The following is an 11,633-nucleotide window of genomic DNA, read 5'->3' on the forward strand; positions in this document are numbered from 1 at the left end:
TCCCCCCGTTTCGCCTTGTCTGGCCTTCGCGCAGACACATTTCGTACAGACCCTAAGCCTCAGACCATCGCCAGTCGCTGTTTGCGAGTCGGAGCCGGGAACGCCTGCTCGATGGCTTGCAGGTCCTCTTCGGCAAGCACCAGGTCGGCCGCCGCCGCATTCAAGCGCACATGCTGCGGATCCACCGCCTTGGGAATCGCGATCACTCCATCATTGCGCGTGACCCAGGCCAGGCTCACCTGGGCCGGCGTGGCGCCATGGCGCTCGGCGATCTGCGCCATCACCGGGTGACGCAGCAAGCGCCCGGCCTGGGCCAACGGGCAGTAGGCCATGGTCGGCAAACCCTGCTCGCGGCTCCATGGCAGCAGGTCGAACTCGATACCACGTTCGGCCGGGTTGTACAGTACCTGATTGGTGGCGCAGGCGCTGTTATCCAGTTCGCGCAAGTCGTCGAGGTCGAAATTGGACACGCCCCAGCGGCGAATCTTGCCCTGCTCGATCAGCCGCTCGAAGGCTTCCACCGTCTCGTCCAGCGGGTACTGACCGCGCCAGTGCAGCAGGTACAGGTCGATGCAGTCGGTGCCCAGGCGCTGGAGGCTGCGCTCGCAGGCGGCCGGCACCCCACGTCGGCTGGCATTGTGCGGATAGACCTTGCTGACCAGGAACACCTGGTCGCGACGCCCGGCGATGGCCTTGCCGACCACCTGTTCGGCGCCGCCCTCGGCGTACATTTCAGCGGTGTCGATCAGGCCAAGGCCCAGGTCGATGCCTTGTTGCAGCGCCGCCACCTCGGCGGCCCTGCGGTCCGGGTCTTCGCCCATGTACCAGGTGCCCTGGCCGATGGCCGGAACGCGGGAGCCCGCCAGATTCACGTAACGCATGTCACCTCCTGTGGGTGGGTATGGGTCAGCAGTACATCGAGCAGTGCCTCGGCGGCCTTGGACAGCTTGTGATCACCCAGGGCGATCACACCGATGCGCCGCTCCACGGTGGGATCGACCAGCGGCACGCAACGGGCGCCGAGTTCCTGCATCTGCTCGATGCACAACGCCGGCACCGCACTGACTCCCAGGCCACTGGCGACCATGCGGCCGATGGTCGACAGCTGATGGCTCTCGAAGGCCACCGCCAGCTTGCCATGGTTGGCGGCCAGGTGCTGTTCGAGCAGCAGGCGCACCGCCGATGGCCGCTGCAGGGCGATGAAGTCCTCGGCCAGCAGCTCCTGCCAACGCACCTGGGGCTGTTGGGCAAGGGGCGAGTCGGCCGGCACCACGGCGACGAAGCGGTCCATGTACAGCGGGTGGAAGCGCAGCGCCTCGCTGCTTTCCGGCTCGAAGCCGATGCCCAGTTCGACGCGGCGATGGCGCACCAGTTCCAGCACCTGCTCGTTGATCACGTCGTGCACGGTGACATTGACCTTGGGGTAGCGCTGGCGAAACACCTTCAGCGACCGTGGCAGCAGGTTGCCGGCGAAGGCCGGCATTGCCGCCACCGACACCCGCCCCAGTTGCAGGGTGAAGCGCTGGCGCAGCATTTCCTCGGTATCGTCCCAGTCGGCGAGCAGGCGCCTGGCCAGGGGCAGCAGCACCTCGCCCTCGGGGGTCAGGCTGACGCTGCGGGTGGTGCGGGTGAGCAGGGCGCCGCCGAGGTTGTCCTCCAGGGCCTTGATGGTCAGGCTCAGGGCCGGTTGCGACACGTGCAGGTGCTCACCTGCCTGGGCGAAGCTCTGGTACTTGGCCACGGTGACGAAGGCCCGCAGCTGCTTGACGTTCATGGGGGCTGACCCTTTGTTTTGGAAAAGTTATCAATCGATGACGAAAACAAAATTAACAAATCAGTCGACTACAGTGAAGATGACCGTACGGTTCCAACAACTACAAAAGGCGACTGAGCATGGCCGGACTGGACAAGCGTGTAGCAACTTACGAAGAGGCCCTGGCGGGCCTGACCGACGACATGACCGTGCTGGCCGGCGGCTTTGGCCTGTGCGGCATCCCCGAGAACCTCATCGCTGAAATCAAGCGCCGTGGCGTCAAGGGCCTGACCGTGGTCTCCAACAACTGCGGCGTCGATGGCTTCGGCCTGGGCGTGCTGCTCGAGGACCGGCAGATCCGCAAGATGATCGCCTCCTACGTCGGCGAGAACGCCGAGTTCGAACGCCAGCTGCTCAGCGGCGAACTGGAAGTGGAGCTCACCCCGCAAGGCACCCTGGCCGAGAAGATGCGCGCCGGTGGCGCCGGCATCCCGGCCTTCTTCACCGCCACCGGCTACGGCACCCCGGTCGCCGAAGGCAAGGAAGTACGCGAGTTCAACGGCCGCAAGTACATCCTCGAAGAGTCCATCACCGGCGACTTCGCCATCGTCAAAGGCTGGAAGGCCGACCACTACGGCAACGTGGTGTACCGCAACACCGCGCAGAACTTCAACCCGCTGGCCGCCACCGCCGGCAAGATCACCGTGGTCGAGGTCGAAGAGATCGTCGAGCCCGGCGTGCTGCTGCCCAGCGAGATCCACACCCCGGGCATCTATGTCGACCGGGTCATCGTCGGCACCTTCGAGAAGCGCATTGAAAAGCGCACCGTCAAGGCCTGAGCGCCGCCCTCAAGAACAACAAAGAGATCCTGACCATGGCATTGACCCGCGAACAAATGGCGCAACGCGTCGCCCGTGAACTCAAGGACGGCTACTACGTCAACCTCGGCATTGGCATCCCCACCCTGGTGGCCAACTACGTGCCCGACGGCATGGAAGTGATGCTGCAGTCGGAGAACGGCCTGCTGGGCATGGGCGAGTTCCCCACCGAAGCCACCATCGACGCCGACATGATCAACGCCGGCAAGCAGACCGTCACCGCCCGCCGTGGCGCCTCGATCTTCGATTCGGCGCAGTCCTTCGCCATGATCCGCGGCGGCCATGTCGACCTCACCGTGCTTGGTGCCTTCGAGGTGGACGTGCAGGGCAACATCGCCTCGTGGATGATCCCCGGCAAGCTGGTCAAGGGCATGGGCGGCGCCATGGACCTGGTGGCCGGTGCCGACAACATCATCGTCACCATGACCCATGCCTCCAAGGACGGCGAGTCCAAGCTGCTGCCCAAGTGCAGCCTGCCGCTGACCGGTGCCGGCTGCATCCGCAAGGTGCTGACCGACCTGGCCTACCTGGAGATCGAAAACGGCGCCTTCATCCTGCGCGAGACCGCGCCGGGCGTGAGTGTCGAGGAAATCGTCGCGAAGACTGCCGGCAAGCTGATCGTGCCGGACGATGTCAAGGAAATGACCTTCTAAGCAGCACCGTTGCAAGCGCCCCATCGCGGGGCAGCCCGCTCCCACGAAGGACCACGCATCCCTCGTGGGAGCGGGCTTGCCCCGCGATGGGGTGACGCCGTTTCAGTCCTATAAAAATCAGAAAAAAGGAAAACATCGTGGCCGCTGATATCCAAGACAGCCGCTCCGCCCGCTTTGCCCTGCGCTGCTCCAACTGGGCCGAACGCTGGTTCCCCGATTCCTGGGTGTTCGCCGCCCTGGCCGTGATGCTGGTGGCCCTCGGCGCCCTGGCCATGGGCGGCAAGCCCACCGACACCGCCAAGGCCTTCGGTGACGGCTTCTGGAGCCTGATCCCGTTCACCATGCAGATGGCCTTCGTGGTCATCGGCGGCTATGTGGTGGCCAGCTCGCCACCCGCCGCCCGGCTGATCGACCGCCTGGCGCGCCTGCCGAAGAACGGCCGCTCGGCGGTGTGCTGGGTGGCGCTGATCTCGATGCTCGCCTCCTTGCTCAACTGGGGCCTGTCGCTGGTGTTCGGCGGCCTGCTGGTGCGCGCCCTGGCGCGCCGCACCGACCTGAAGATGGACTACCGCGCCGCCGGCGCCGCCGCCTACCTGGGCCTGGGCGCGGTGTGGGCGCTGGGCCTGTCGTCGTCGGCCGCGCAGTTGCAGGCCAACCCGGCCAGCCTGCCGCCGTCGATCCTGTCGATCACCGGGGTGATCCCGTTCACCGAGACCATCTTCCTCTGGCAGTCCGGGGTGATGCTCGCCGCGCTGGTGATCGTCTCGCTGATCGTCGCCTATGCCACCGCGCCTGGCCCGAACAGCGCCCGCAGCGCGCAGGACTGTGGAGTGGACCCGAGCTTCAGCGCACCACCTTCGCCCCAGCGCACGCGCCCGGGTGAGTGGCTGGAATACAGCCCGATCCTGATCCTGCTGCTGGTGGCCCTGGCCGCAGGCTGGCTGTACCAGGAGTTCGCCACCAAGCCGGCGATCACCGCGATTTCCGGGCTGAACACCTACAACCTGTTGTTCATCATGCTCGGTGCCTTGCTGCACTGGCGCCCGCGCAGCTTCCTCGATGCCGTGGCCCGGGCCGTGCCGACCACCACCGGGGTGCTGATCCAGTTCCCGCTGTACGGCTCGATCGCCGCCATCCTCACCCAGGTCAAGGGCGCGGACGCCCAGACCCTGGCCCACCACATCTCGCTGTTCTTTACCCAGATCGCCACCCATGACACCTACGCCTTGCTGATGGGCGTGTACTCGGCGGTGCTCGGCTTCTTCATTCCGTCCGGCGGTGGCAAGTGGATCATCGAGGCGCCGTACGTGATGCTGGTGGCCAACGACCTGCAATACCACCTGGGCTGGGCGGTGCAGATCTACAACGCCGCCGAGGCGCTGCCGAACCTGATCAACCCGTTCTACATGCTGCCGCTGCTGGGGGTGTTGGGGCTCAAGGCGCGTGACCTGATCGGCTTCTCGTTCGTGCAGTTGCTGGTGCATGTGCCGCTGGTGCTGGTGTTGCTGTGGGCGCTGGGCACCACGTTGCAATATGTCCCGCCTGTAATGCCCTGATCAGGCAGGCCCTCTCAGGCGCCTGCCTGGGAGGATGTCTGATGGGCGGACAGTGGACGGCTGCAAGCGCTATGGATCGGCGCTTGTGCAGCCCCGTGTGCGGCGAGTGGCAACGGATGGATGATGCGGAGCAAGGGATGGTGCATTAGCCCACGGATTTCCGCGTCCGCCTGCAGGTGCGGCACAAGGCCGCTCCTGTCGGCTTATTCTTCTGCCTGGCGTGACAGATATACCGGCGGCACCTGGTCTACCAGCCAGACACCGTTGTCCGCTTGATAGAACACTGCTCCCGCTGCGCACATGGCCTGGGTATCGACCGTGAGCAGCACAGGCTGACCATAGCGCTTGCCCACCGCCAAGGCAGTCTGTGGATCCTCGCTCAGGTGCACATGGTGACGGCTGCCCGGGATCAAGCCCCGTGCTTCGATGGAGCCCAGGAAGCGGCTGGCGGTGCCGTGATAGAGCAGGGCGGGTGGCGCCTTGGCGACGTGTCGCACTTCGACCTGGTTGCTGCTGTGGCCTTGGGCGGCGCGGATGCGGCGGCCATCGTCGGAGAGGGTGAAACGGCGCTTGTCGTTGGTCTCGACCACTTCACGCAGGGCGTGCAGGTCGAAGACATGACCTTGCCAGCCGGCGCCGTGGATCAGCGCATCGACATCGGCCCAGCCGTCGCGGTCGAGGGACAGGTCGATGGATTCGGGGGCGTGGCGCAGTACGTAGCTGAGGAACTTGCTGAGGGTGTCGCGTTGTTTCTGGTTCACTGGAAAGGTCCTTTTCCATGGCTTCTGGTCGTTTGGGTCGGGGCATTCTCCGGGTTTGGGGTGGGCTTCTCAAGTGTGTGCAATGACCTGTGGAAGCGAACTCCCACAGGTGCGTTTGTTACATCAACCCTGACGCAAAGCGTCGAGCAGCGTCTCCAGTTTGTCGCGGCCCTCGGCATCCAGCCCGTACACCGGCCGCCGTGGCTCGCCTACCGGCAACCCGGTCATCTCAAGGCCAGCCTTGATGGTCGCCGGCAAGCCGCCCTTGAGAATGAAGTCGAGCAACGGCAGCTGGCGGTAGAACAGCACCTTGGCCTGTTCCAGCTCACCGCTCTGCACCGCCTGGTACAGCCGCAGGTTCAGTTCGGGAATCAGGTTGGCCGCCGCCGTGCACCAGCCCGTGGCACCGGCAACGAAGGCTTCCAGCGCCAGCGGGTTGCAGCCGTTGTAGAACGGCACCTGGCCCTCGCCGAGCAGTTGCAGTTTGTGCATGCGCTGGATGTCGCCGGTGCTCTCCTTGACCATGGTCACGTTGTCCACCTCGCGCACGATGCGCAGGATCAGTTCCACCGGCATGTCGGTGCCGCTGGTGGCCGGGTTGTTGTAGAGCATGATCGGGATGTCGATGGCCGCGCCGATGGCGCGGTAGTGCTGGAGGATCTCGGCTTCGCTGAGCTTCCAGTACGCGGCCGGCAGTACCATTACCGCGTCGGCGCCGTGCTGCTGGGCAAAGCGGGCGCGACGCACGGCGCCGGCGGTGGTCAGGTCGGAGACGCTGACGATGCTCGGCACGCGCTTGGCGATGCGCTCCAGGCTGTACTGGGCGACCTGCTGCCATTCGCTGTCGCTCAGATAAGCGCCTTCGCCGGTGCTGCCCAGCGGGGCGATGGCGTGGGCGCCGCCTGCGATCAGGCGGTCGATGGACTGGCCCAGCGCGGGCAGGTCGAGCTGTTCGCCGTCGGCGCTGAACGGGGTGATGGTGTAGCCGATGATGCCGTGGAATTGATTAGTCATTGTGCAAGGCTCCGCAAGCAAGGCGTAAAGGGATCAGTTCAGGCAATCGGCGTGGCTGCGCAGGGCCTGCCGGGCGTAATAGTTGAAGGCGGCGCCGTGGCGCTTGGGCCGGTCGATCCAGTCGTGGGCGTCGCGGCCGAGCTCCGGGGCAATTGGCTTGATGGTGCCGGCGGCCATCGCCAGCAGTTGCAGGCGCGCGGCGCGCTCGATCAGCTGGGCGTAGACGCAGGCCTGCTCGATGCTGGTGCCGGTGGACAGCTGGCCGTGGTGCGAGAGCAGGATGGCGCGCTTGTCGCCCAGGGCGGCGCTGATGATCTCGCCTTCCTCGTTACCCACCGGCACGCCCGGCCAGGCTTCGAGGAATGCGCAGTCTTCGTAGAGCGGGCAGAGGTCCATGTGCGAGACCTGCAGCGGCACTTCCAGCATCGACAGCGCGGCGACGTGGGTAGGGTGGGTGTGGATGATGCAGTTGACGTCGGGGCGGGCGCGGTACACCCAGCTGTGAAAGCGGTTGGCCGGGTTGGGCATGCCTTCGCCCTCCAGCACTTCGAGGTCTTCGTTGACCAGCAGCAGGTTGCCAGCGGTGATTTCGTCGAAACCCAGGCCCAACTGTTGAGTGTAGAAGGTGCCCGGTTGCGCGCCACGGGCGCTGATCTGCCCGGCCAGGCCCGAGTCGTGGCCGTTATCGAAGAGAATTCGGCAGGTCAGGGCCAGCTTTTCGCGCACAGTCCACGTATTATCGGCAAGCGAGCCTTGCATCTGTGTCAGTGCCTTTTGCACCAGCTGGTCTTTGCTGAGGGTAAGGGTATTGGCCATGGGGATCTTTCCTCTGTGGCGTGATGACGGATGTCAGGGCTGGCTCGCCCCCGAGCTTTGGACGGTGAGGGGGCGAACCATCAGATGACACAAATAATCCTATATGACACAAAGTGTCATACGCAAGTGCGTTTGTTCGGGAAACCCGCTTCACATGTCTATCCGACTGAAACTGCTGAGAAAGAAACTGGGGATCACCCTTGAGCAGCTGGCCGAGAAGTCCGGCATGACCAAGAGCTACCTGTCCAAGGTCGAGCGTGGCCTCAACACGCCGTCGATCGCCGCGGCGCTGAAGCTGGCGCGGGCGTTGAACGTCAATGTCGAAGAGCTGTTCGACGGCGAGCATGACGGCCAGGCGCGCTACAGCCTGGTGCGCCGCGGCGAGCGCCAGGCGCTGGTGGGTGGTGACGAGGGACCAGGGTATGCGGTGCTGACTTCGCAAGTTGGCCAGCGCAGCCTGTTGCCGTTTCTGATCCAGCCGCCGACCGAGTTCAGTGACCCGACCTTCAAGGAACACGAGGGCGAGGAGTTCCTGTTCGTCCACGAGGGGCAGGTGGAGGTGGACTTCATGAGCGAGCGGGTGCTACTGGAGGCCGGCGACGCCTTGCATTTCAACGCCCAGACCCCGCACCGCCTGCGTTCGGTCGGCGAGCGCCAGGCGCAGTTGCTGGTGGTGGTGCAGGGCGGCGAAGGGTGAGGGTGGGGCGATGATCGAGGTCTCGCGGTTCTGGCGTGATCCGGCATTGCCCTTCGTCGAGGCCCGTCTGGTCGGGGATGGTCGCCAGGTGTGCTACACCGCGCATTCCCACGCGAGCTTTTCCATCGGCGTGATCACCGGCGGGCGCAGCACTTACCTGACCGGTGATGCACGGCATGAGGTGGCCGTGGGGACCACGGTGCTCATGAACCCAGGGGTGGTGCACACCTGCAACCCCATCCAGGGCGAGCCTTGGTCCTACCTGATGCTGTTCGTTGATTTGCCGTGGTTGCAGGCCCGAGGGTTCGAACTGCCGGCCGCGACATTGAGCACGTCGACCGCGCTGTACGGGCGGTTGCTCGACCTGTTCGCCGGGCTGCTCGACAGCGAGGCGCTGGACAAGGCCGAGCGGCTGGCGACGTTCTTCGCAGAGCTGCCAGGTTATCTCGAGGGCGGCGCGGCGCGTCACCCACAGTCGCATCCACGCCTGGAGATGGCCGCCGCGTTCATTCGCACCCACCGTCTGGATCCGCTGACCCTGGAGGACATCTGCGCTGCGGCAGGCTTGTCACGGGCCTACCTGACCCGGGCATTCGGCAAGCGCTTCGGGCTATCGCCGCACGCCTACCTGCTCGACCAGCGGGTGCAGCATGCCCGGGCGCAGTTGCGCGCAGGCAGGGCCATCGCCGAGGTGGCGCTGGAAGCCGGCTTTGCCGACCAGGCGCATCTGCAGCGGGCTTTCAAGCGGCACCTGGCGACCACGCCGGGGCACTATCGCAATGCCTGAAAAGCACGTGGGAACGAGCTTGTCCCGCGATAGGGCACGAACCGTCAACCTCATACCATCAGGTACACCGCGCTCGCCACCAGCAACCCCGCCAGCACCCGATTGAGCAGACGCATCCGCCAAGGCTCGGCCAGGTACTGGCGGATCACGCTGCCGGCCCAGGCCCAACTGGCCACGGAGACGAAACAGATCGGCCCGTAGATCCAGGTGAACAGCCACAGCAGTTGCTGCTCGCCGCCGGTATAGGCGCCGATGCCGGCCACGGCCGCCAGCCAGGCCTTGGGGCTCAGCCACTGCATGGCCGCGCCGTGCCAGGCGCTTGGCGCCCGCTTGCCATCCTCGGCGCCCAGCGCGCCGTCGTCGCTGGCCAGCTTCCATGCCATGTACAGCAGGAACATCACCCCGCCCCAATGCAACAGCTGCCCCAGCAACGGCCAGCGCAGCAGCAGCTCATGCACGCCCAGCCCCACCAGCACCAGCAGCAGGCAGAAGCCCAGGGTGGCGCCGGCCGCATGCCCGATGCTGGCCCGCAGGCCATGGCGCGCGCCGCTGCCGAGGGCGACGATGTTGACCGGGCCGGGGGAGATGGAGGCGGCCAGGGCGAAGGCCGCCATGGACAGTGTCAGGCTCATCGGGCGTTTCCTTGTGGCGAGGATAGTGCGGCTATCCTGCCCGAGGCCGCGGCGCGGGTATTGAACAAAAATGCCCAAGGGGCCTATCAGCTGGAGGGTGTGCTGGCGCTGTCCTGGGTCTGCCGGGCTTGCTGCTGGGCGGGTGACTGGGCGTCACCCTTGGCGATCTGCTCGGCCTGCTGGCGTTGCAGCGCCCATTGGTCGCTGCGTTCCTTGAGGCGGTCGGCGCCGCCTTCGGCAAAGGCCGAGGTGGCCGAGATCGTTGCCAGCAGGGCGAGTGCACAGGTTAGGGTTTTCATCACTGGGATCTCCATCGATTGACCTGAAAAACGGCCGCCAGGCGGCCGGGTTGAGGCAAGGATGGCCTGCGCGGATTTTCCCAGGATTAACACCCTGATCAGTTGGCCAGCAGTTGCTCGTGCACCCATCCGTGGTCCGTGAGCACCATGGCGCGGGTTTCCTCCAGCGGCTTGGCGGCACTGGCGGCTGCCTGGCCGAGGCCTGCGATGCCGGCCTGGACCGCCGCGTCGCTGGCCCAGGCTGGCAGTTCGTTCACCTGGTAGCTGTAGCTCACCTGCGACTGCTTGCGCCCATCATGTTCGGTAGGCTTGCCGACGCTGTTGATGGTGGTGACCTCGGCCTTGCCGAAGCACAGCCCACCGGTGCTGGCGCCGTTTGCCTTGCGCCTTGCATCGGCCTTGTAGTAACGGCGGCCCTCGTCGGTGAGGTCGTAGGCGTAGTAGATGTCGGTGCGTGCCGGCTGCCACAGGCGCTCAGGGACTTCGGTACGGGCAACCTCCCGTTCGCTGACCACGCCGACCTGGGCCAGGACGTGCAGTGCCTGGTTGGTCCCTTCGACATCGAAATCCCGGGTGCGGGTGGGGAAGGCGCTGATCACGAAACAGTGCGGGTACTGGCTGTCGAGGTAGGCTTGGGCAGCCTGGCGCAGGTCGGCTTCACGGGGCTGCTGGTTGTCCGAGCAGCCGACCAGGGTCGCCAGCAACGCCAGCGGTATGATCTTCCTGTCCATTGTAAGGCTTCCTTGTATTGCCAATTGCTGGGTGGAGCGCAGGCCCGGATTAGAACCCGCGCGCCAGAGCGGCCGCAATCGTGGCACGACGACATATCGCCCGTGCTGTGCGCTGTTTGGCAAAGCCTGCCTGTGGCACCGACTGGCGGCCAACCGGCAAACGGTGGGTGTTCAGCCATACTCTGCTGGTTCCGCCCCGGCGCCGTCGGGGCGACCTGAAGCGGGCAGAGAGGAGCAGGCGATGGCCAAGGGCAAGCGCAAGGGTGAAGTCGACGAGAAGCTTGGACGCAAGACCTACGAGGCGGAACTCAAGCGCCTGCATGTGGAGCTGGTCAAGCTCCAGCAGTGGGTGGTGGAGAAGGGCCTGAAGGTGTGCATCGTCTTCGAAGGCCGCGACGGCGCGGGCAAGGGCGGCACCATCAAGGCCATCACCGAGCGCGTCAGCCCGCGGGTGTTCCGCGTGGTGGCGCTGCCGGCGCCCACCGAGCGCGAGAAGACCCAGATGTACGCCCAGCGCTACCTGACCCACCTGCCGGCGGCCGGCGAGGTGGTGATCTTCGATCGCAGCTGGTACAACCGCGCCGGCGTGGAGCGGGTGATGGGCTTCTGCAGCGACGAGCAGGCCCACAAGTTCCTCACCGTGGTGCCGATGTTCGAGCGGATGATGGTCGAGTCGGGGATCATCCTCATCAAGTACTGGCTCGAGGTCAGTGCCGAGGAACAGACCCGCCGGCTGCAGGACCGCATCAGCGACGGGCGCAAGCTGTGGAAGCTGTCGCCGATGGACGTCAAGTCCTACAACCGCTGGGACGACTACACCCGCGCCCGCGACGACATGTTCGCCGCCTCCGATTCGTCCTGGGCGCCCTGGTACATGGCGCGCTCGGAGGACAAGCGCAAGGCGCGGCTGAACATCATCAGCCACCTGCTGCAGCAGATCCCTTACAAGGACCTCAGCCAGGAGCACAAGGTGTCGCTGCCCAAGCGCGGCAAGGTCGGCAAGTACAAGGCGCAGCCCTATCCGTTCAAGATGGTGGCGCAGCGCTTCTGAATTCG

The 11,633-nt window shown here is 65.6% G+C and carries 14 protein-coding genes; 6 read left to right on the top strand and 8 right to left on the bottom strand.

What is annotated here, in order from left to right; all coding sequences use genetic code 11:
- Positions 1-59: 59 nt before the first annotated feature.
- Both ACODS9_RS03745 and ACODS9_RS03750 read right to left on the bottom strand, forming a co-directional pair.
- The gene (locus ACODS9_RS03745; RefSeq protein WP_489093256.1) at positions 60-881 is read right to left on the bottom strand and encodes an aldo/keto reductase; all 822 of its coding nucleotides are present in this window, start codon (positions 879-881) and stop codon (positions 60-62) included.
- Positions 869-1,774 (bottom strand): LysR family transcriptional regulator, encoded by a 906-nt coding sequence (locus ACODS9_RS03750; RefSeq protein WP_038706217.1) that lies wholly within the window; start codon positions 1,772-1,774, stop codon positions 869-871. The genes ACODS9_RS03745 and ACODS9_RS03750 overlap by 13 nt, the downstream gene beginning before the upstream one ends.
- 119 nt (positions 1,775-1,893) lie before the next feature.
- Between ACODS9_RS03750 and ACODS9_RS03755 the strand changes: the two genes are divergently transcribed.
- The 3 genes from ACODS9_RS03755 to ACODS9_RS03765 all read left to right on the top strand — a co-directional run bounded on the left by ACODS9_RS03755 (position 1,894) and on the right by ACODS9_RS03765 (position 4,840).
- Positions 1,894-2,592 (top strand): CoA transferase subunit A, encoded by a 699-nt coding sequence (locus ACODS9_RS03755; protein WP_023632552.1) that lies wholly within the window; start codon positions 1,894-1,896, stop codon positions 2,590-2,592.
- A 35-nt stretch (positions 2,593-2,627) separates the two neighbouring features.
- Positions 2,628-3,284 (top strand): CoA transferase subunit B, encoded by a 657-nt coding sequence (locus tag ACODS9_RS03760; protein WP_367856013.1) that lies wholly within the window; start codon positions 2,628-2,630, stop codon positions 3,282-3,284.
- Between the two features lie 137 nt (positions 3,285-3,421).
- Positions 3,422-4,840 carry a short-chain fatty acid transporter gene (locus tag ACODS9_RS03765; protein WP_094012630.1) on the top strand — a complete coding sequence of 473 codons (1,419 nt, stop codon included), beginning with the start codon at positions 3,422-3,424 and terminating at the stop codon, positions 4,838-4,840.
- A 203-nt stretch (positions 4,841-5,043) separates the two neighbouring features.
- Here ACODS9_RS03765 and ACODS9_RS03770 read toward each other — a convergent pair whose 3' ends face one another.
- The 3 genes from ACODS9_RS03770 to ACODS9_RS03780 form a co-directional block, all read right to left on the bottom strand.
- Positions 5,044-5,601, bottom strand: a complete 558-nt coding sequence (locus tag ACODS9_RS03770) for an RNA 2'-phosphotransferase (RefSeq protein ID WP_489093257.1) — start codon at positions 5,599-5,601, stop codon at positions 5,044-5,046.
- Positions 5,602-5,724: 123 nt separating this feature from the next.
- Positions 5,725-6,615: a dihydrodipicolinate synthase family protein gene (locus tag ACODS9_RS03775; RefSeq protein ID WP_401108345.1), complete on the bottom strand. Its 891-nt coding sequence runs from the start codon at positions 6,613-6,615 to the stop codon at positions 5,725-5,727.
- Positions 6,616-6,648: 33 nt separating this feature from the next.
- A complete protein-coding gene (locus ACODS9_RS03780) occupies positions 6,649-7,431 on the bottom strand; it encodes an aldolase (protein WP_110701327.1) in 783 nt (260 codons plus the stop codon).
- Between the two features lie 154 nt (positions 7,432-7,585).
- On the opposite strand from ACODS9_RS03780, the gene ACODS9_RS03785 reads away from it, so the two are divergent.
- Together ACODS9_RS03785 and ACODS9_RS03790 are read left to right on the top strand one after the other, a co-directional pair.
- Positions 7,586-8,128 carry a helix-turn-helix domain-containing protein gene (locus tag ACODS9_RS03785; protein ID WP_489093258.1) on the top strand — a complete coding sequence of 181 codons (543 nt, stop codon included), beginning with the start codon at positions 7,586-7,588 and terminating at the stop codon, positions 8,126-8,128.
- A gap of 10 nt (positions 8,129-8,138) precedes the next feature.
- Positions 8,139-8,915: a helix-turn-helix transcriptional regulator gene (locus ACODS9_RS03790; protein WP_401108349.1), complete on the top strand. Its 777-nt coding sequence runs from the start codon at positions 8,139-8,141 to the stop codon at positions 8,913-8,915.
- A gap of 50 nt (positions 8,916-8,965) precedes the next feature.
- On the opposite strand, the gene ACODS9_RS03795 is transcribed toward ACODS9_RS03790, so the two are convergent.
- The 3 genes from ACODS9_RS03795 to ACODS9_RS03805 all read right to left on the bottom strand — a co-directional run bounded on the left by ACODS9_RS03795 (position 8,966) and on the right by ACODS9_RS03805 (position 10,577).
- Positions 8,966-9,547, bottom strand: coding sequence for a LysE family translocator (locus ACODS9_RS03795; RefSeq protein WP_489093259.1), 582 nt, complete (start codon positions 9,545-9,547; stop codon positions 8,966-8,968).
- A gap of 86 nt (positions 9,548-9,633) precedes the next feature.
- On the bottom strand, positions 9,634-9,846 hold the full coding sequence (locus ACODS9_RS03800; protein ID WP_489093260.1) for a hypothetical protein: 213 nt from the start codon (positions 9,844-9,846) through the stop codon (positions 9,634-9,636).
- A gap of 98 nt (positions 9,847-9,944) precedes the next feature.
- Positions 9,945-10,577, bottom strand: a complete 633-nt coding sequence (locus ACODS9_RS03805; protein WP_489093261.1) for a hypothetical protein — start codon at positions 10,575-10,577, stop codon at positions 9,945-9,947.
- Positions 10,578-10,818: 241 nt separating this feature from the next.
- Between ACODS9_RS03805 and ppk2 the strand changes: the two genes are divergently transcribed.
- On the top strand, positions 10,819-11,628 hold the full coding sequence (gene ppk2, locus ACODS9_RS03810; RefSeq protein ID WP_489093262.1) for a polyphosphate kinase 2: 810 nt from the start codon (positions 10,819-10,821) through the stop codon (positions 11,626-11,628).
- Positions 11,629-11,633 lie beyond the last annotated feature (5 nt).

Source organism: Pseudomonas sp. FG36, assembly GCF_057809275.1.